Genomic DNA, 20,446 nt, shown 5'->3' on the forward strand with positions numbered 1-20,446 from the left:
CGTATTGATGAGGAAGAAAACACCCAAGAGCATAAACAAGAACATGATAGTCTTGAGCATATTCAACTTTTCAATCTTATTTCAAAACATACAAATCCCAAAAGGCAATTTATTAATACCGATAGCCTAAGTGCTTTTGAAATACAAGAGGTAGGGTACTTCGATGCTACAGATTATGCATATTTTTTTATCGCTCCGCTAACTGATTCGCTGAAAGAATATCACAAACACTTATCAAAAAGTATTGGCCCCGTCATGGCCGAAGGCAGTTGGTTTAAACGACACTCCCTTTCAGAAGATTTTATCCATACCTATTATTCCCATATCGCGCATGATAGCCTGGATCTATTCAACTATAGCAATGAGTACTTTGGCCGTGGCTATTTTGACAAAATGGAGTACATGATGATTAATTATGAAGACGGCATGTCTGTTGACGGGGTAGTTGCCTTATACAGATTTACCCAGCCCATACCTGCTAACAGGTATTATGGACTCACGGGTCAATATTCGTTAAATGAAGGAATAAAAGCAGAAGAAATGGATCAGGAAGGGGCTTTTATAAGTCATATATTAAATAACCTAAACCTTTCGGATGAGCCATCAAATATTTTTCAATGGTATCTAGGTGGCTATGATAAGCTCTATACCCATGTATATTACGACCAGGAAAATGGCCAGGTTGACAGCTATCTTATAGAAACAGGAAGCATTGAAAGTAAAATCGCTCTAAACCTTCATGGAGATGAAATAAGGGAGTTTATAGCTACAGGTATCTTTATTAATGACAAACCCGTACTGTTTTTACTTTTGAGTGATCCTTATTCTGACGGAGGAGACTTCTGCATGGCCATCTTCAATGGTTCAGAATATCAACTCTCATGCTAATCTACACGCCTACTCCTTCTCTACCTCACTCGCCAGTTTCAGCACATGGTCACCATCTTCCTGCTCAATATATAATGCCGGATTATCATCAGAGCCATGTTTGGTCACCTCCGTGCCCTTTATTTTGCGGGTAGTCTTTGAATTGAAAGTGCTTTTTACTTTGCCGTGGGCCCAATTGTTGCCCCATTTCCATTTTATCTTTTCCCCGGTTTTGTAAGTGGTCATGCTTTGGGTTTTATATACAAAACCGTTATGAGGAGCGAAGGTTTATTAAACTTGTGACTTGCTTTCTCAAAACATAATACAACAACTATATTTTTATTGAATCTCAAGACTTTTAACAAAACGCCTTTCCATGTTAATCTTTATTTGATTGGTTATCAAAATTGGTAAGAACATAAGTAGTAAAAATAAATTTATTGGCAGCACAACATACATGTTAGCAATTGATTCCTTAATAAAAAGAATATTAACAAAAATCAGTGCAAGAACTGGAAGAATCCTGATCCAAAGATACCCAAACCAAATGGGCTTGATTGAATATTCTACTTCGGTTATATTCTGATATTCCTTAAAATTTCCAACTACAATAAAGGGTGTTGGCAAAAATGTTGCGTTTTTAGTAAACCGAAATTTATCAGAAGTTACTTCACCATAAAATGGTTTCATTGATCCATTCATAGCAAGCATAGCTAAAGGCGTCCCCATGAATACTGGTTCTCCTGAGCGCGTTAAGTTTTTTAACCGCAATTCAAATTCTTCCTTTGACAGACTGGATAACATCTAACTAAAAACCCTTCCTCTATTTCTCCACAAAAATATCCCAAAACCCAAAAACACCACACTCAATAATGATCCTGACAGACCCAATTGAGCATGCACGTGCCCCTCAGGAATTGGTTTAACGAATTGATTAACTACACTTAATAGCAGCCTTACGCCAGCCCAAAGAATCAAGATAACCGACCAGACCATTATGGCCCGGCTGAAGGCTTTGGGGGATTTATTTAGTTTATAAATGAACATCACTGAAACTACGAGCACAAATAGCAGCGGTACAAAACTGCCTAGCAATGCATACATTACCCCTTTATGTAAAAAGAATATCAACGTCAAAGTGAGGATCAGGCTGTAAAGCCTGTGGGTTTTAAGTTTGTCAAAAACCTGTTTCGAATTGGCGCTCATGGTGATGCTAAAGTTTTGATAACATCTTCTATCATATTAGAACAAGATAGCAGGTACTCGAAATTCACGGTCTCAAATGTATCTTTGGGGCTGTCTTTGTAAGGCGAGGAATCCCGGTGATAAAAGCATTCTCCGGCTCCGATGACGTTATAGCCCGCGGGCACAAACACATCAAAATCAGTTGAGCTGGCATCATATCCTACCGGATCAATGATGATCTCTTTTAGTGGTATATCGTGCTCCTTTGCTGTTTCTGCATAAATATTCCTCAACGTCTCGGATGCCGTGAAAATTTCCATGGCCCGGTCGCCATCCCCATCCCAGCCAACCATATCAAAACAGTGAACCGAATGGGTCTTCCATGACTTCTCTTGTATAAACTTCACAAAAGCCTTGCTACCAATCAGCTCTTCTTCCTCCTGATCAAAAAAAACTATGAGCAAGTGCTTGTTTCTAGTCTGTACTTTCGACAGTTCTTTCACCACACTATAGATCAGCGCTATTCCAGTGGCATTATCAATTGCTCCGGGGGCATTTCTTTTTCCGGTATCGTAATGTGCTCCAAGAATTATGTATTCATCACTCTCACCTGTGGCGGGCAAAATTCCATAAATGTTGGTTCCTTTGAAAGGGTCGAGAATAAGATCAATGGCCGGATTAAGATTTGGTGCGGTATAGCTGTGTTCCTGAGGCTCAATGTTTAACTGCTCAAGCAATTGCCGTAAGTAGCTTGCCGCTAATGTCCGCTCCTCCTCAGACCAACGACTTCTCATGCGGGTTTCATCAGCCAACTCATATTCCCCTGACAGATGCCCAACGATCATCCTTTGGTACTCAGGTTTAGTCTCCGGTAAGTTATCAGTGATAAGAATCCTTGAATCATCACCATGACACGAGATCAGCATCAAGGTTATAATCAAAAATAAAACGGTCGCTCTTGCATATTTAATTGCCAGCATACTTAGGGTGTTGAGACAGTTAATATACAACAGAAGTCATCCAGTGACAACTTAAATCACAGATCAAACCCCCAGGTTCCATAATTAGTCTTGTTAAACCCCTTTAGTTTACCCGCCCTTTCTTTAGATATGAATATGTAGGGTGCGGTGCTGCTTGCCTGCATTGTAGTATAGTAAAAGCCTGAATCCTCGCCATATAGCCAATAATCCCCGCTCCCTTCGTTCATTTTGTTGACTTTAAAGGTAAAGATTGAGCTTTGTTGCGGAATGATGAAGCCATTGCCGGTCCATACGCCAAACAGGTTAGGATAAAGCTCTGTTGTAAAGCCTGCCACAAAAATGCTTGCGATAAGCAGCAACATTAAATATTTTCTGATTTGCTTCATTACCCACTACTCCTTAGAGCTTACTTGCCAGCCTTCTTCTTGCTACTCTTTTTCTCTGCAGCCTTATCATTATTCTCTTTCACCCTAAACTCAACTATTCTCTTTATCAGGTCAAAAGGCATTGGCTGGTCAAGCGGAAACTGCACAGACCCTTTCCCCTGCTTGTATTTAGACAGGTCTTTCTCAAACTCCTCATGTCCTGACGGTGTAGCGTAAAACCCGATATGGTTTTTATAGCCTGCAAAATAAACCAGTGGCTTGCCATGGGTTTTGTATGCCGGCATACCGTAAGCCATGCTTTCCTCCGCCTCCGGTGCTGCGTCTTTAATAACGGTTCTTATTCTTTTCAGAACTTCCTGAACATCGGCCGGGAAGCCGGATATGTATTTGTCTGCTTCGGTCATGCTGGTTGCTGGTTTCTAGTTACTGGTTTCTGGTTGACTGCTTTTTAGCGATCAATTTGCCTACTGCTTTTGCCTATTACCGACTGAGTTTGCTGTCATTTAGTTTCGGTCCTGAATGTGGGGATTTTACCTTACTACGTGCAATGAATATTAAAAAGCAAGTCACCTCAGGTTATCAACTTCGAGGGCTTTGCGCTTATAGCGTTTGTTAATAACGGGATAAATCAATACAGAAGCAAGAATTATTAATGTTCCCCAGTAAAAGCCGGGTTCCATTTTTTCCTTTTCTCCAAAAATGAGAACGGCTAGTATGATACCATAAACCGGCTCAAGGTTTACGGTAAGGTTGACTACAAAAGCTGATATTCTTTTCATCAGTTCTACTGACACGGAGAAAGCATAGACTGTACAAACCAGGGCAAGTATAGAAAGGTAAAGCCAGTCCATAGCCGTGGGTATGAGGTTTAACTGGCCATCAGCAGCAAAGTAGGTCATGTAAATAGGAAAGAACAGTGAGGTTCCAAGAAATGCGCCCAGCATTTCATAGAAGGTGATCATGTACGGGCCGTGTTTCTTTGTAAGCTGACCGTTGATCACTGAAAACAGGGCCGACAGCATGGCGGAAACCACGGCCATCAATAGCCCTAAGGCGTGGTTGAACTGGAACCTGAAAATAACATAAAGGCCTACGATGACCACCAGACCAAGCACCACTTCAAATATTTTAATCTTCCGTTTGTTTACCCATGGCTCAATAAAGCTGGTCCACAATGAGCAGGTAGCCATACCGGCCAGGCAGACAGAAGCAGTAGAAACCCTTGCGGCAGCGAAGAACAGTATCCAGTGGGCTGCGATAATAAATCCTGTACCCAATATTTTCAGTACTTCTTTGTAGCCCAACTGAAAATTATGCCTTCTGAAATGCAGTATTACTCCCAGGGCCATAAAGGCCAACATGGTGCGGTACCAGACTATCTCAACCGATGGAATGGAAATCAGCAATCCCAGAATAGCGGTAAACCCCCAAATCCACACAATAAAGTGCAGTGTGATATAATCCTTCGTGGTAGCAGTCATTACCTTGGTACGTATTTATACATCAAAAGTGAAATTCCTCCGAAGAGAATATTAGGGATCCATACCGAAATCGCCGGGTCCATACTTCCGGCCTCGGCTATGGTCTTGGTCATGATAAAGAATAAAATGTAAAGGAATGACAGGAAGAAGCCAAGCGCTATCTGAAATCCTGCTCCTCCGCGAGTTTTTCTGGCAGATACGATCACCCCCATAAAGGTAAGTATCAGTACAGCAAATGGTGAAGTGAAGCGTGTATACTTCTCAACTTCAAACACCTCCACATTACTGGCTCCTCGCAACCTGAGCTTAGCGATCTGTTCATCCAACTCGTTAATAGTCATGGCATCCTGACTGCGGTAGTCATTGTCAAACTCACTGGGGTGAATAGCCAGTGTGGTATCAATTTCTTTGCCTTCTTCGATCTTCTCAACATCACCTGTAATGCTATGCTTCCGCCAGTTGCTCAGCACCCATTTCGACTTTTCTTCATCCCACTTTATACGGGAAGCGGACAGCTTTTCCAGCAACTTGGTGCCATCGACTTTTTCCAGTGTAAAGTCATATCCCATCTCAGTTTGATTGTTATAACTTCTGATGTACAGGTAAGTATTAGGTGCTACCTGAATATGGTAGTTCGTTTTATCAAAGTAGAATTTACTTTTAAGGTACTCAACTTCAAAAGCCACCCGTGACTTATTGGAGTTTGGAATTACCCACCCGGTAAGCACAAAGCTGGTAACGGCTATCATAACGGAGCCTATGAAATAAGGCAGCAGCATCCGTCTAAATGATACTCCGCTGCTCAAAATAGCCACTATTTCAGTGTGGCCGGCCATCTTGGCTGTGACAAATACAGTAGCAATAAAAACGGTCAAAGGGGTGATGAAATTGGCTATCCAGGGGATAAAGTCCATGTAATAACCTAACACCTGGGATGTTTTAAGCCCTGCTTCGGCAAATTTATCCGTCTTCTCAGTGATATCAATTACAAGAATGATCGATACGATGATGAGTACGGTAAAAATGAAAGCCCCGAGAAACTTTTTAAGTATGTACTTGTCTATTAATTTCATTTAGAGTCGTTGAGAAACCTTGCTTACCATTTTATTTTTCCATTGACTGAAAGTGCCGGCTTCTATTTGCACTCTTGCCTCACCTACCAGCCACAGATAAAAACTCAGGTTATGTATGCTAGCAATTTGCGCGCCTAAAATTTCCTTGCTCATGATCAGGTGTCTAAGATAAGCTTTTGAATAAAAATTATCGACATATCCCGGCAAATCCGGGTCTATAGGCGAAAAGTCCCTTTCCCACTTTTTGTTTTTGATATTGATGATACCTTCCGAAGTAAAGAGCATACCGTTTCGGGCATTTCTGGTCGGCATTACGCAATCGAACATGTCTATTCCCAAAGCTATACACTCCAGTATATTGGCAGGTGTACCCACTCCCATCAGGTAGCGGGGCTTATCCAAAGGCAAAATATTGCAGACATGGTCTGTCATTTCATACATCATCTCGGCAGGCTCGCCTACTGAGAGGCCTCCTATGGCATTGCCTTCGCGCTCAAACGATGCAATGGCCTCGGCCGACTGCGTACGCAAATCTTTATAAACACTACCTTGTACTATTGGGAACAGTGTTTGGTTATAGCCGTATTTACCTTCGGTTTTATCAAAATGCTCGCAGCACCTTTTTAGCCAACGGTGCGTCATGTGCATAGACTTTTCAGCATAATCATATTCACATGGGTAAGGGGTACACTCATCAAAAGCCATGATAATATCTGCCCCTATAGTACGCTGAATATCCATTACCGCTTCAGGAGAGAATATATGCCTTGATCCGTCGATATGCGACTGAAAGGTTACGCCTTCTTCCTTTATTTTACGGGTATCCGCCAAAGAATAGACCTGGTACCCGCCACTATCCGTAAGTATAGGCCTGTCCCATCCATTAAATTTATGCAGCCCTCCCGCTTCCTCTATAATGTCCAGACCCGGCCTGAGATACAAGTGATAGGTATTGCCCAATATGATCTGGGCCTTAATATCTTCTTTCAGCTCACGCTGATGCACCGCCTTTACCGAACCGGCAGTACCCACCGGCATAAAAATAGGAGTTTTGATGTCTCCATGATCAGTTGTAATTGTACCTGTTCTGGCCTTACTTCCCGGATCTTTTGCCTCTAGCTTAAAATTCATTTTTTACCTTTAATAAACAGGGCGCAAAAATAAGGGTAATATTTGCAAATGGCACTAAGGTTCATTGTTTTACTGATTGCCTATAAACCTCCGGTTCAATTATCCTACGCACTAGCTTATCCGCTTAAGAAGATGCAATGAGACAAACCTGCCTTTTGCTCCTGCTGACTGCCAACTCTCCACTGAACATCTCATTTTACAAACAATGATCCACCCCGATTCTGGCAAACCTCACCAAAATTCACTATTTTACGTACATGAACATAGGTCGTAAATTAGGCTTTTTTACCGCTTTCATCTTGCCTGCATGGGTACTGCTGGGCTACACCTGGGGCGGCTGGGGCAATTTTGTAACATTGCTCCATGTGTTTATCCTTTTACCTTTGATAGACCAATCCGTTGGGGTTGACACTCAAAATGTGCCAGAAGAGAAGGCGAAAGTTATCTCCAATGAATTTTACTATCGCTTTGTAACCTATGTCTGGACGTGGTTTCAGTTAGCCTTCATAGGCTGGGGCATCTATGCGGTAACTTTTGGCAAAATAAGCACTCCTATAGAATGGATCGGTTTCACCTTAAGTTTTGCACTGGTAACCGGCGGCATCGGTATCACAGTAGCTCATGAGCTGGGACATAAAAAGTCGTCTATAGAGCGTTTTTACTCCAAGATTTTGCTCATGACGGTCAGTTATATGCACTTTTACATTGAGCATAACAAAGGCCACCATGTACATGTAGCTACTCCTGAAGATCCGGCTACAGCCCGTAAAAATGAAACGTTCTATGCTTTTTGGGTACGCTCTGTTTTCGGAGGTTATGTACACGCATGGAAAATTGAAAACGAGAGGCTAAGAAGAAAAAACAAAAGCCCTCTGAGCCTCCAGAATAACATGATTTGGTTTGCAGTATTGCCTGTATTATTCTGTGCCGCAATCACATTTGGCCTGAGTATCTACGCGGATTATTTCACCTGGCAGGTACCTGCTTTTTTCTTCGGGCAAAGCTTTCTGGCCTTTAGCCTGCTAGAACTTGTTAATTATGTGGAGCACTACGGCATCCAACGCAAGGAAATAGCCCAAGGTCGCTACGAACGGGTCACTCCCATCCATTCCTGGAATGCCAGCCATCTCATCAGCAACTTCTTCCTTTTTCAGCTACAGCGTCACTCCGACCATCACGCCAATGCCATCAAAAGATACCAGGTATTGAACCACTACGATGAAAGCCCGCAGTTACCAGCAGGCTATCCTACCATGATCATTATAGCACTGGTTCCTCCACTTTGGTTCAGTATGATGAATAAGAGGTTGGAAAAGTGGCATTCAGCCAACGATTTGCAGACTGCCTGACTTACTGGTCCGGCTTTTCTATGGCACGGAATTTCCGGGAGACACAAACTTTTCACCTCTGTGCTGACAGGCAGTTGTTAATAGCAATCGGCAAAAGCAGTTGGCAAAGTCTAGATAACAATAGGTGCGGTTTACTGATTCTCAGTGGTGAGCTTAATATTACACTTATATCATCAAAAAGAGTCTCCAAAGGCGATTATTTTACCTTATTATACTTCTTCATAATCTCCACCACCTGCTCTACCGGCAAGGCTTTGATGGTATGATTATCCCTGCCTGTAATGGTTTGTGCAGCAAATAGTGAATTTAATATGGCCTCCTCGGTAGCTTCAATAGTTGCCAGGAACAAGGGGCTCATAGCCTCATTGGATAAAACTTCACTTTTATAGAACATCGACTCTTCTGAATTTGGCACAAAATTATCCTTAGCTGTAGATACGGCAATTACATAATCCCCGCTTCCATTGGAGGCAATCCCGCCGGTTTTGGCAAGGCCCAGCATAGCTCTTTTGGCCAGTCTTTTCAGGTTTCTCGAAGATAACGGTGCGTCGGTCATGACCACGATCATACATGAGCCATCAGCTTCGTTAAGGATCTCTTCCATGTAAGGATAATGGTTCAGCTCCTGCCCTATGGGCACTCCATTGATTTCCAAAACACCTCCAAAATTGGTCTGCACCAGCACCCCAACGGTGTAGCCTCCTTTAGCTTTAGGAACAACCCGGGAAGAAGTACCAATACCACCCTTATACCCAAAGCAGATCGTGCCTGTACCGGCGCCAACATTTCCCTCTGTTACCGGACCTGATTTTGCATTTTTGATGGCATCCAGCACGTGCTCCTGAGTTATATGCCTTCCCCTGATGTCATTTAACCAGCCATCATTAGTCTCTCCTACTATCGAATTTACAGACCTTACTTCTTCATTTCCCGGCTGGTTCAGTGTATAGGTAATCAGGCCTTCAGAGGCCGCAGGTACGCTAAGGGTGTTGGTCAAAATGATCGGGGTTTCGATATTTCCAAGTTCTTCTACCTGGCTATACCCGGCAAGCTTACCAAAGCCATTGCCAATATACATGGCGGCAGGTACCTTCATTTGATAGATATTGCCCTCATGAGGTATGATCGCTGTTACTCCGGTTCTTATATTGTCACCTTTTTCTACTGTTGTGTGTCCAACCGTTACCCCGGCAACATCGGTAATGGCGTTATTTTTGCCGGTTTTTAAAACTCCGATCTCTATTCCGTAGTCTCTTAATCTTTTGTTTTGGGAATTAGCAATCATGAGTACTGAAGTAATCAATATCAGGGTTAATAAACTTTTTTTCATGGTTATACAGGTATTCCCGTTTCATAGCGGGCAAGGTTGATTTTTATGGATAATGCCAGACAAGGTAATTAGTCAGGAATTTTAAAACAAGTGTATTAGGAGCGAAGGAAGATGCCCGGCTTACCTGATTTGGATAACGTACTGATTGTGAAAGCGATAAAATTTTATATTACTGCAGATGGGCACGGTGAGAGACATACCATTACAAGATTAAGTTGTTTTTCATAGTGGGATTACTTCTTCACTTCCCGAAAGCTTTCGGAACAAGCTGTACCCCACTTATCGCAATGACGATAATATTTAGTTTCTCCTTCTTTACTCAAAATATGGAGTACATATTAGATTCAATGAGTCCCAACAAAAAAGCCCTGCCAAACATTTAAGTCCGGCAGGGCTGATTTCAAACCTGTGTATAGTTAGTGGCTCTCCTCGCAGCTACAGCCTACTGTCATGTAGCTTTCTCCTGCCTCATGCCAGTCAAACGCCTGATTGTACTTATTATTTTCCCAGTAGAATTTAGTTCTCTTTTCTTCTTTGTTACCGGTCTCGTTCATGGTAGCAGCATCATAAAGCCTGCCATTGACCATGGTGTAAACTACTGAATTACTGTTTTGAATATCCTCAAGCGGATTCTTATCCAGTACTACGAGGTCAGCCAGTTTGCCGGTCTTGAGCGAACCTATCTGATCATCCATACCGAGGTAGTTGGCTCCGTTGATCGTTGCAGCTTTCAGGGCCTCCATGTTGGTCATGCCTCCCTGTTGAAGCATCCAAAGCTCCCAGTGAGCACCCAGGCCTTGTAGCTGTCCATGGGCTCCTAAGTTAACCTTTACGCCTGCATCGGTCAGGGCTTTAGCCGTTCTGGAAACAAGGATATGGCCATTTTCATATTCCTTATCCGGAGCCATAGTTCTGTGGCGTGACCTGGAATCAATAACACCTCTCGGATAGAAGGTCAGCAACCTCTCATTTTCCCAAACATTGGTTTTCTGATACCAGAAGTATTCACCATTCAACCCTCCGTAATTTACAATAAGTGTAGGTGTGTAGCCTGTTTTACTATTGCCCCAGAGGGCTTCAACATCTTCATAAACCGGGGCTACAGGTATATTGTGCTCAATCCCGGTATGTCCGTCCATGATCATGGTCATGTTGTGATAGAAGGTAGAGCCACCTTCCGGCACCACCAGCATGTTAAGCTCCCTGGCGGCTTGAATTACCTGCTGTCGCTGATCTCTGCGCGGCTGATTATAACTTTTCACTGAAAACGCACCAAAAGCTTTGGTCCTTCGCAAAGCAGACCGGGCATCATCTATGCTATTGATCGTAGCTTTAAAATCTCCATCAGCTCCGTAAAGGATTATACCTGTAGAAAACAGCCTTGGCCCATGCATCTTTCCTGATTTTATAAGCTCCGACATGGCAAAAACTGTTGTGGTATTGGCTGAAGGATCGTGGGCTGTTGTTACCCCATAGGCAAGATTAGCATAGAAAGGCCAGTGCTTCTGGGGCAAAACGCCATAACTAAAGGCTCCTACGTGCGCATGAACATCCACCAACCCTGGAATAATCGTCTTCCCGGCCACATCATATACTTTTGCATTGGCAGGAACGGTTACTTCCCCTGCCTTGCCTATGGCTTCAATCTTATTGTTTTCAACTACGATAGTACCGTTTTCAATCACTTCATCACCTTCCATGGTAATTATTCTGGCGCCTTTGAATACAATAGTTCCTTCAGGCTTGTAAGTATCCGCAACCAGACCTACTTTCAACCCTACTGTATCTACAGGAGGAATGCTATCCGGCGAACCTTCAAGAAAGGTAAAACGCTCTTTAATGTCATTGGTAAAATACTCTTCACCCAATGTCCAGTGTATTTTTTTGCTATCTGCGGACCAGTGCAGGTTAATCCCCGCATCACGGGTGATGGCTGCCACCGGGAAAGCGGTGGTTTTATCATCAAGGTCGATAGCCTGCCCGGTATGTGGCATAGGAGCTATGTAAGCCTTATGGAGGTTGATGAACGCTACCCACTTATTATCAGGGCTGGGTACAAGCCTGTTGGCATATTTTGACTTCAACAGTGTCCTTTTATCCTCACCATTCAGGTCAACACTCTTTAATTCTTTAGTCAGGTTTCCAAAAAAGTATCCTCCAGACTGATAAAATATACGTGATCCATCAGTACTATAGCGCGGGTATTCCCCTTCATCAACTACAAGCCTGGCCTTACCACCATTCGCTGAAATCCTATAGATACCTGCATTTTTATTGAAGGTACCGCCCAGCATACTATTTCCAGACTCCTTCACAAACACGATCTCTTTGCCATCAGGGGAGAAAGTGGGGCTTCTGTAGATTCCTTTTTCAGAAGTCACGTTCACGGGTTGGGCCTTTCTGCTTTTCAGGTTGAGCTTTTGAACAGCTCCCATCCCTTCATCATTCCAGCTTACATACACCACTTCGTTTCCATCAGGAGAAAAGGAGGGCTCAAACTCAAAATCAGAAGAAGAAGTGAGCCTTTGTGGTTTACCATCTGGTAGTTCTTTTTTATAAATATGCCCCAGCGCATTGAACACTAAAGTTTTACCATCAGGTGAGGTCACGGCATTACGGATCACCTTGGCAGTGAATTTATCCGGTGCCACTTCATTTCTGAATTTCAAAGTCTCTGCAATTTTCAGTTTTGCATTAACTGTGAAAGGCACATCGGCAACAGTCAGGCTATTCACATCTATTTTGTTGATCTTACCTGCTGACCAGATATAGATAGATTTATTGTCAGGACTCCAGTTGAAGTTGGGATAAACTCCAAATATGGCCCAGGCTTCCTGCTGGTCTTTATTTAGCTGGTCGTAAACAGGCCATTCTTCACCGGTTTTCAAGTCATGGATGAACAGCACAGTTTTTTCCCTCACTCTTTTGATAAATGCAAGCTTTGAACCATCCCTTGAAACCTGAGGCCTGGCAGCTCCACCCGGCCCTCCAGTGATGGTTTTAACAGACCCGTCAGCAAAATCGTATCGCTGAATGACATAGATCTGACTGTTTGGGTCTTTATTGTATTTAAAATATCCTCCGGGATACATGTCCTCGCTATAGTATAAGTATTTCCCGTCAGGGGATACTGAAGGCTCATTCACATCCTGCTGGTCATTTTTTCTTGTAGTTAACTGCAGACCACTTCCCCCGGTAATGTGGTACATCCACATCTCTCCTGCACCTAAAGATCGTTGAGATGTAAAGTGTTTTCTGGCAATAAGATAGTTTCCGTCAGCAGACCAAACCGCATTGTTCAATAACCGGAAGCTCTCTTTGGTCACCTGTTTGGCATTGCTACCATCCCTATCCATGATCCAGATATTGTCACCTCCACCGGCATCGCTGGTAAAAGAAATTTTCTTTCCGTCAGGGCTGAACCTGGGCTGTATTTCAAAGGGAAGTCCTGATCTTAACACTTTGGCTTCACCTCCGGCTGCCGGCATGATGTAGATATCACCCATAAGGTCAAAAACGATGTCTTTGCCATCAGGACTTACATCAAGGTTCATCCAGGTACCTTTATCCGTTTTCAGGTCAACCTCCTTAAAATTCCAGTCCCCGGGAGGATCCGTTACTTTCCACTCTTCTTTTTTCTGCGCATTCAACATTGACGCTATGACAAGGAATACCCCTATTAACAGGTGTTTTTTCATTGTTTTAAGATTTATACTATTTCTGATTTACGATTTTCAATTCTATTCACATTCCACAGGCACATCGGAGCCCAGTTCACGGGCCTTATCCCAGTCTTCCGCAGCCTCCTCAACTTTTCCCTGGATGCATTTTATACTCCCTCTGTTGATCAATGCCAGCACATAATCAGGCCTGAGCTTCAGGGCCTCATCAAATGAAGCAATGGCTTCTTCGTATTGGTTGAGCATGAAATAGGAATATCCCTTTTCATAATATGCTTCCGGATACTCAGGTTTGATTTCCAAAGCATTGTTATATGCCGAGATCGCTGCCCAGTTATCCCCGATCTGAGATTGGCAAACACCCATCAGGTAGTAAGCCTCCGGATTTTCCGGGTCACGTTGCAGCGCCCGGTTAAAAAAATCAATGGCAGACCTGTAGTCTCCCGACTCATATTCCTGATAACCAATATCTACCAGTTCAGATACTTTTTGCTGGTTTTGACATACACCTGCAGAGCAGGCAAAAATTGCCAGTATGGCGACAAAAAGAGTTTTCATAGCCACCAAATTAAGTGTTTTCAAAATGTATTGATAAAAAATAGTGACTTTTTACACTAGTGGTAGTCTAAACAAAAAAAACGCTGAGGACGTTAATATTTTAAATTATTTCTTGCGATTAAAAAATAAAGTTACATACTTTGGACTTCCGATGAATAATTCAGCCACATATACACCCGTTCTTAACGCAGCAGCAGTTGCGGTAGCCCCGGTGTGTGCCCCTGTGGCCAGGATTAGGGCAGCCAGGCCCCTTGCGGGTATATAACTTTTCGCGGTGGTACGTCCACTGCATCCTCCAAATCCAATTTCCAGTAATCAATTAACCGCCGAAAGGCTCACATTCTTAAACTATTTCCTGCAATGTCGGAAATTAAAATTACCATAGCTGGCGAAGCGCATGTGCACTTTGCCGAAGAAATTTGTACCATGATGGAGCAAGCCGCCCAGCAGCGCGGCACAGGTATAGCCAAACGCTCTCCCTTGTACGTCAGTGCTAAAATGATGGAAGGGAAGGCTGTAATAGCCATATCTGGTGGTGTCCCGGTAGGCTTCTGCTACATCGAAACCTGGGGGCATGGCAAATACGTGGCTAACTCCGGGCTTATTGTACACCCTGACTTTCGCAATACAGGCCTGGCCCGTGATATAAAAGCGGAAGCTTTCAAGCTTTCCCGAAAGAAATTTCCCGAAGCAAAGATCTTTGGTATCACCACTAGCCTGGCGGTAATGAAGATCAACTCTGACCTGGGCTATAAGCCGGTAACTTTTTCTGAACTGACTACGGATGAAGAATTCTGGAAAGGCTGCCAAAGCTGTCGGAATTATGACATCCTAACCCGAACAGGCCGGTCTCACTGCCTTTGTACCGGTATGATGTATGACCCGAACAAACCTGCAAAGCCTGCAAATAAAAAACTGAACAAAGAAGAGCGCTGGGAAAGATTCAAACGCTTCATCAAGTTTCAGGGCTTTAAAGAAGGGGCGGATCGCCTGCGTCAAAAAATCAAAAACAAATCTGGTAACCTTAAATTCAATAAATTATCATGGCTGTCAAAAATATCGTTGTTTTAGCTTTTAGCGGAGGCCTTGACACCTCCTACTGTGTAAAATACCTGAAGCATGACCTTAACTTTGAAGTGCATTCTGTACTGGTGAACACTGGCGGGTTTAGCCAGGAAGAACTTAAAGCTGTAGAAGACCATGCTTATAAACTGGGCGTGGCTAAACATGAGACCGTTGATGTAGTCGATGAATTTTATGAAAAGGCTATCAAGTACCTCATTTTTGGCAATGTACTGAAAAACAACACCTATCCGCTCTCGGTAAGTGCCGAACGAGTATTTCAGGCTATCGCAATTGCTGAATATGCCCAAAAAGTTAATGCTCAGCACATCGCCCATGGCAGCACCGGTGCAGGCAACGACCAGGTACGGTTTGACCTCGTGTTTAACATCATGGTGCCTAATGCGCAGATCATCACTCCCATTCGCGATCAGCAGCTTTCACGACAGGCTGAAATAGACTATTTGAAGGCCCATGGTGTGGAAATGAATTGGGAAAAGGCTAAATACTCTATCAATAAAGGCCTATGGGGCACAAGTGTAGGAGGCGCGGAAACTCTGACCTCCAAAGAAGCACTGCCTGAGCAGGCTTACCCAAGCCAGTTGAAGAAAGAAGAGCCAGTGCAAGTAACTCTGGGCTTCGAAAAAGGTGAGATCACCAGTATTGACGGAGAGTCCGTTAAACCTGTGGATGCCATCATAAAACTCAATGAGATGGGAAATGCCTATGCTATTGGCCGCGACATCCATGTAGGTGACACCATCATTGGCATCAAAGGCCGTGTAGGCTTCGAAGCTGCAGCCCCGCTTATGCTTATCAAAGCTCACCACCTATTGGAAAAACATGTGCTTACCAAATGGCAACAGCACTGGAAAGAGCAACTGGCTAGCTGGTATGGCATGATGATGCATGAAGGGCAATACCTTGACCCGGTAATGCGCAATATTGAAAAATTCATCGAAGACACTCAGGAAAATGTAACGGGTAAAGTTTACGTAAAACTCGCTCCGTACCATTTTCAGGTAACAGGTATTGAGTCTGAGCATGACCTGATGAACTCTAAATTTGGCCACTATGGAGAAATGAACAGTGGATGGACTGGCGAAGATGTAAAAGGTTTTACCAAAATACTGGCAAACCAGACGAAGATCTACTATGCGGTAAATAAGCAGACTGAAGTAGAGGCAGACGCAACATAGTGAGATAAGGCTACCGACCGTCCCCTTGAGGAGACTACAGGGGTGTCTCCATTTGAAAGATAAGAAACAAAACAAAAAATGATAAAAACAGGAATTATAGGTGGAGCAGGATATACAGCAGGAGAACTGCTGCGCATACTGATACACCACCCTGAGGTAGAAATAACTTTTGTACAAAGCTCCAGCCAGAGCGGGAAAGCCGTTAGCAGCATCCACGATGATCTGATAGCAGAAACTGACCTGGTTTTCAGCGACACTATGGCTCCGGTGGATGTGATCTTCCTTTGCCAGGGGCATGGCAAATCACTGGCATGGGTTAAGGAGAATGAGCTAAGCAGCTCCACCCGGATAATAGACCTGAGCCAGGACTTTCGCCATCAGGCAAAAGCTAGCTATGGTGACCGCAGCTTTGTATACGGACTGCCGGAATTAAACCAAAGCAAAATTGAAAAAGCTTCGAACATAGCTAACCCGGGCTGCTTCGCTACGGCTATCCAACTGGCGTTGTTGCCTCTTGCCAATTCAGGTCTTGTTAAAGATGAGATCCATGTACATGCCATCACCGGATCTACCGGTGCAGGGCAGGCTCCGGGGGAAACAACACACTTTAGCTGGAGAAACAACAACGTTTCCGCTTACAAATCATTTGAACATCAGCACCTTATAGAAATAAAGGAAAGCCTTACCAGCCTGCAATCAGGGCTTGACCGGGATATTAATTTCATACCTGTACGGGGTAATTTCAGCCGCGGGATTTTCGCTACGGCTTACACCCTCTTTGAAGGTAGCCTGGATGAGGCTTTGAAGCTCTATAAAGATTTTTATCAGGAGGCACCCTTCACTACAGTGGTTGACACTCCTATTCACCTCAAACAGGTGGTGAATACTAACCATTGCCTGATCCAACTGGAGAAGCATGGAAATAAGCTACTGATCACCAGCATTATAGATAATTTATTAAAAGGGGCTTCCGGGCAGGCTGTTCAAAACATGAACCTGATGTTCGGACTGGATCAAAGCCTTGGACTCAAACTAAAAGCTAACGCATTCTAATCATGATACAACAAACGATAGCCATTTTAGGAGCTGGCAATCTCGGCCTCGCTATTTACAAAGGACTTAAAAAAGGCGGATTGCTGGAAAACAATAAACTGATCCTCACAAGAAGAGATATCAGTGGTTTAATTGGCATAAAAGACCCCTCGGTAACAATTACCACGGAAAACCCGAAAGCTGTTGAAGAGGCTGATATTATCATTTTTGCGGTACAACCCAAACAACTGAAGGGACTCCTACAGGAAATAAGCCCTGTATTAAACCCCGACAAGCATACTCTTATATCGGTAATTACGGCAGTAACCATTCAGGAAATGGAAGAATCGCTCTCCGGTAAATTTCCAATCATCAGGGCTATGCCGAATACGGCCATTGCTGTTTTGCAATCCATGACATGCATGGCTTACAATGACCTCGGAAAGTCTAAAATAGGTATGGTGCAAACCATCTTCAACTGTGTAGGCAAAACGTTGGTAATACAGGAGGAGCTTATGCAGGCCGCGACGGTGGTTTGCGCGAGTGGCATTGCCTTCTGGATGCGATTTATCCGCGCAACTACCCAGGGAGGTGTCCAGTTGGGTTTTGATGCTGAATATGCCCAGGAGATAGCTGTTCAAACCTGTCTTGGCGCTGCCAGTCTGCTCGCAGGCAATGGAGGCAGCCACCCGGAAAGCGAAATAGACAAAGTAACGACCCCGCAAGGCTGCACGATATCAGGACTTAATGAAATGGAACACAACGGCCTAAGCTCTGCTCTGATCAAAGGCCTGGTGAAGTCATACGAGAGGATCAATAAAATGAAGGAAACAACTAAATAGCTTGTCGCCCCAACTGTCCCCTTGAGGGGACTACAGGGGGTGTTCTCCACACGGAAAAGTAAGAAACAACCTCCTCAAGAGGTAAATTATAAGGCAAAAGAAAAGGAAATTATTAACCATTAAACAAAAAGATGAACGACAAAATCATCCACTAACTAACAATTAATTTTTTATTCATGAAACTATTTAAGGTATACCCCCAGCTTGACCTGGAGCTTACGAAAGCTCAGGGATGCTACGTTTATGACAGATCCGGTGCTCAATATCTTGACCTCTACGGAGGGCACGCCGTGATCTCGGTCGGTCATACGCACCCGCACTATGTCAAACGTATTAAAGAACAACTGGACGCGATAGCCTACTACTCCAATGCCGTTATTAACCCTGTACAGCTTAGCCTTCTTGAAAAACTGGGCAAATTATCAGGGTATGATGCATACCAGTTATTCCTATGTAACTCAGGAGCGGAGGCCATCGAAAATGCCTTAAAAATAGCCTCGTTCCATACGCAGAAAGACAAACTGATTGCCTTCAACCGGTCATTCCACGGCCGTACTTCAAGAGCTCTCTCTGTAACGGACAATGACAAGTACCGCTCATTGCTCGACAAGTACAGCAATGTGCAATTTATGAACATGGATCTGGATGCTGTTGAAGTGGCATTAAAAAACCAGGATGTCTGTGCGGTACTGATAGAAGGTATCCAGGGACTGGCAGGTATTTATATGCCTGATGCTGGTTTTCTTCCCGGCCTGAAAAAGCTTTGTGAAAAATATGGTGCCCTGCTGGTTGTGGATGAGATCCAGTCAGGCTATGGCCGTAGTGGAAAATTCTTTGCGCACCAACATGCCGATGTACAGCCTGACCTGATCACAGTGGCTAAGGGTATGGCTAACGGTTTCCCTATGGGTGGTGTGTTGATCAGTCCGGAAATAGAGGGCTGGTTTGGTATGTCTGGCTCTACTTTCGGTGGCAACCACCTGGCTTGTGTGGCCGCTTTGGCAACGCTGGAGATTATTGAGAATGAAAATCTTGTGGAAAACGCTCAAAATGTAGGCTCAGCACTGGCTGAGGCTTTAAAAGCTATCCCCGAGGTAAAAGAAGTTCGTGGAGCAGGCCTGATGATCGGCGTAGAATTCGATTTTCCTGTAAAAGACATCAGAGAAAACCTGATGAAAGAGCAGCATGTATTGACAGGAATGGCGGCCAACCCGAATGTTATCCGGTTATTGCCTCCTCTGACCCTGACACAGGAGCAGGCTAATCAACTTGTAGAAAAACTAAAATTAAGCATAGAAAAAACAAAATCAGATGCAGCAGTTCTTATCGGTAAGTGACCCGGAAGACCCGGGTAGTTTAGTCAAAAAGGCATTAGCCTTGAAAAAAGACCCTTTTGGGAATCAGATAGGAAAAAACAAAACACTCGGGCTGGTATTTTTTAATCCCAGCCTGAGAACCCGCATGAGTTCGCAAAAAGCAGCCATGAACCTGGGTATGAATGTCATGGTAATGAACATTGACAAAGACGGGTGGAGAATAGAAACTCAGGATGGCGCCGTTATGGACGGGGACAACCAGGAGCATATCAAAGACGCCGCCCGGGTTATGAGCCAGTATGTTGACATTCTTGGGGTCCGGACTTTTCCTGCATTAAAAAACCGGGAAGAGGATTACTCCGAAAGTGTAATCAATCAGTTTGTCAAACATTCGGAGGTTCCCATCGTCAGCCTGGAGTCAGCCACCCGGCACCCTTTACAATCACTGGCAGACCTGATCACTATTGAAGAATTGGGCATCAAAAAACCGAAAGTAGTTTTGTCATGGGCACCACACCCTCGAATTTTGCCCCAGGCAGTTCCCAATTCGTTTCTGGAATGGATTAAAACAACCGATGCAGAAGTAACTCTGGCCTGCCCTGAAGGTTATGAGCTGGACGACCAGTTTATCGATGGCGTTAATATCAGCCATGATCAGGATAAGGCTTTTGAAGGCGCCGACATCATCTACGGCAAAAATTGGAGCAGTTATCATCACTACGGCCAGCGCCTGGATGTTAAAGAAGACTGGACTATCACCAACAAAAAAATGGCCCTGACCAACAACGGAAAGTTTATGCACTGCCTGCCCATCCGCAGAAATGTGGTGGCAACGGATGAGGTTATTGATAACTCCATAGTTTATCAGCAGGCCAAAAACCGGGAGTTTTCAGCGCAGGTGGTATTGCAGGAGATTTTGGAGGGGATGCAATGACGTTGCGCGGGACACCCTCCGGCCTACGGCCACCTCCCTCA

At 44.0% G+C, this 20,446-nt stretch carries 20 protein-coding genes; 8 read left to right on the forward strand and 12 right to left on the reverse strand.

What is annotated here, in order from left to right:
- Positions 1-888 (forward strand): hypothetical protein (locus tag E1163_RS30635; protein WP_185156129.1); only part of this gene is annotated, 888 nt, incomplete at its 5' end.
- A gap of 9 nt (positions 889-897) precedes the next feature.
- Here E1163_RS30635 and E1163_RS17335 read toward each other — a convergent pair.
- The 9 genes from E1163_RS17335 to tgt all read right to left on the reverse strand — a co-directional run bounded on the left by E1163_RS17335 (position 898) and on the right by tgt (position 7,103).
- Positions 898-1,113, reverse strand: coding sequence for a hypervirulence associated TUDOR domain-containing protein (locus E1163_RS17335; RefSeq protein WP_155173717.1), 216 nt, complete (start codon positions 1,111-1,113; stop codon positions 898-900).
- Between the two features lie 93 nt (positions 1,114-1,206).
- The gene (locus E1163_RS17340) at positions 1,207-1,671 is read right to left on the reverse strand and encodes a hypothetical protein (RefSeq protein WP_155173718.1); all 465 of its coding nucleotides are present in this window, start codon (positions 1,669-1,671) and stop codon (positions 1,207-1,209) included.
- Positions 1,672-2,073: a hypothetical protein gene (locus E1163_RS17345; RefSeq protein WP_155173719.1), complete on the reverse strand. Its 402-nt coding sequence runs from the start codon at positions 2,071-2,073 to the stop codon at positions 1,672-1,674.
- The gene (locus E1163_RS17350; protein ID WP_155173720.1) at positions 2,070-3,032 is read right to left on the reverse strand and encodes a M28 family metallopeptidase; all 963 of its coding nucleotides are present in this window, start codon (positions 3,030-3,032) and stop codon (positions 2,070-2,072) included. Before E1163_RS17350 ends, E1163_RS17345 begins: the two co-directional genes overlap by 4 nt.
- A gap of 56 nt (positions 3,033-3,088) precedes the next feature.
- Positions 3,089-3,418 carry a hypothetical protein gene (locus tag E1163_RS17355; RefSeq protein WP_155173721.1) on the reverse strand — a complete coding sequence of 110 codons (330 nt, stop codon included), beginning with the start codon at positions 3,416-3,418 and terminating at the stop codon, positions 3,089-3,091.
- A gap of 20 nt (positions 3,419-3,438) precedes the next feature.
- On the reverse strand, positions 3,439-3,822 hold the full coding sequence (locus E1163_RS17360) for an iron chaperone (RefSeq protein ID WP_155173722.1): 384 nt from the start codon (positions 3,820-3,822) through the stop codon (positions 3,439-3,441).
- Positions 3,823-3,984: 162 nt separating this feature from the next.
- Positions 3,985-4,899: a DMT family transporter gene (locus tag E1163_RS17365; RefSeq protein WP_155173723.1), complete on the reverse strand. Its 915-nt coding sequence runs from the start codon at positions 4,897-4,899 to the stop codon at positions 3,985-3,987.
- The gene (locus E1163_RS17370) at positions 4,899-5,972 is read right to left on the reverse strand and encodes an LptF/LptG family permease (RefSeq protein WP_155173724.1); all 1,074 of its coding nucleotides are present in this window, start codon (positions 5,970-5,972) and stop codon (positions 4,899-4,901) included. Before E1163_RS17370 ends, E1163_RS17365 begins: the two co-directional genes overlap by 1 nt.
- Positions 5,973-7,103 carry a tRNA guanosine(34) transglycosylase Tgt gene (tgt, locus tag E1163_RS17375; protein WP_155173725.1) on the reverse strand — a complete coding sequence of 377 codons (1,131 nt, stop codon included), beginning with the start codon at positions 7,101-7,103 and terminating at the stop codon, positions 5,973-5,975. It lies immediately after the preceding gene.
- 257 nt (positions 7,104-7,360) lie between these two features.
- Between tgt and E1163_RS17380 the strand changes: the two genes are divergently transcribed.
- On the forward strand, positions 7,361-8,452 hold the full coding sequence (locus tag E1163_RS17380) for an alkane 1-monooxygenase (protein ID WP_155173726.1): 1,092 nt from the start codon (positions 7,361-7,363) through the stop codon (positions 8,450-8,452).
- Positions 8,453-8,648: 196 nt separating this feature from the next.
- Here the strand turns inward: E1163_RS17380 and E1163_RS17385 are convergent, their stop codons facing one another.
- From E1163_RS17385 to E1163_RS17395, 3 genes are all read right to left on the reverse strand, one after another.
- Positions 8,649-9,782: a DmpA family aminopeptidase gene (locus E1163_RS17385; protein ID WP_155173727.1), complete on the reverse strand. Its 1,134-nt coding sequence runs from the start codon at positions 9,780-9,782 to the stop codon at positions 8,649-8,651.
- Positions 9,783-10,198: 416 nt separating this feature from the next.
- On the reverse strand, positions 10,199-13,480 hold the full coding sequence (locus E1163_RS17390) for an amidohydrolase family protein (RefSeq protein ID WP_155173728.1): 3,282 nt from the start codon (positions 13,478-13,480) through the stop codon (positions 10,199-10,201).
- 42 nt (positions 13,481-13,522) lie between these two features.
- Entirely contained in the window at positions 13,523-14,020 is a 498-nt protein-coding gene (locus E1163_RS17395) for a tetratricopeptide repeat protein (protein WP_155173729.1), read from the reverse strand.
- A 360-nt stretch (positions 14,021-14,380) separates the two neighbouring features.
- On the opposite strand from E1163_RS17395, the gene E1163_RS17400 reads away from it, so the two are divergent.
- The 6 genes from E1163_RS17400 (at position 14,381) to E1163_RS17425 (ending at position 20,405) form a co-directional block, all read left to right on the forward strand.
- A complete protein-coding gene (locus tag E1163_RS17400) occupies positions 14,381-15,091 on the forward strand; it encodes a GNAT family N-acetyltransferase (RefSeq protein ID WP_155173730.1) in 711 nt (236 codons plus the stop codon).
- Complete coding sequence (argG, locus tag E1163_RS17405; RefSeq protein ID WP_155173731.1) at positions 15,064-16,281, forward strand: argininosuccinate synthase; 1,218 nt, start codon at positions 15,064-15,066, stop codon at positions 16,279-16,281. Before E1163_RS17400 ends, argG begins: the two co-directional genes overlap by 28 nt.
- 78 nt (positions 16,282-16,359) lie before the next feature.
- Positions 16,360-17,334, forward strand: coding sequence for an N-acetyl-gamma-glutamyl-phosphate reductase (argC, locus tag E1163_RS17410; protein ID WP_155173732.1), 975 nt, complete (start codon positions 16,360-16,362; stop codon positions 17,332-17,334).
- Positions 17,335-17,336: 2 nt separating this feature from the next.
- On the forward strand, positions 17,337-18,155 hold the full coding sequence (gene proC, locus E1163_RS17415; protein WP_155173733.1) for a pyrroline-5-carboxylate reductase: 819 nt from the start codon (positions 17,337-17,339) through the stop codon (positions 18,153-18,155).
- A 176-nt stretch (positions 18,156-18,331) separates the two neighbouring features.
- Complete coding sequence (locus E1163_RS17420; protein WP_155173734.1) at positions 18,332-19,492, forward strand: aspartate aminotransferase family protein; 1,161 nt, start codon at positions 18,332-18,334, stop codon at positions 19,490-19,492.
- Entirely contained in the window at positions 19,467-20,405 is a 939-nt protein-coding gene (locus E1163_RS17425) for an N-acetylornithine carbamoyltransferase (RefSeq protein WP_155173735.1), read from the forward strand. The genes E1163_RS17420 and E1163_RS17425 overlap by 26 nt, the downstream gene beginning before the upstream one ends.
- The last annotated feature ends 41 nt before the right edge of the window (positions 20,406-20,446 follow it).

This window comes from Fulvivirga kasyanovii (genome assembly GCF_009711405.1).
Classification (GTDB): Bacteria; Bacteroidota; Bacteroidia; order Cytophagales; family Cyclobacteriaceae; genus Fulvivirga; species Fulvivirga kasyanovii.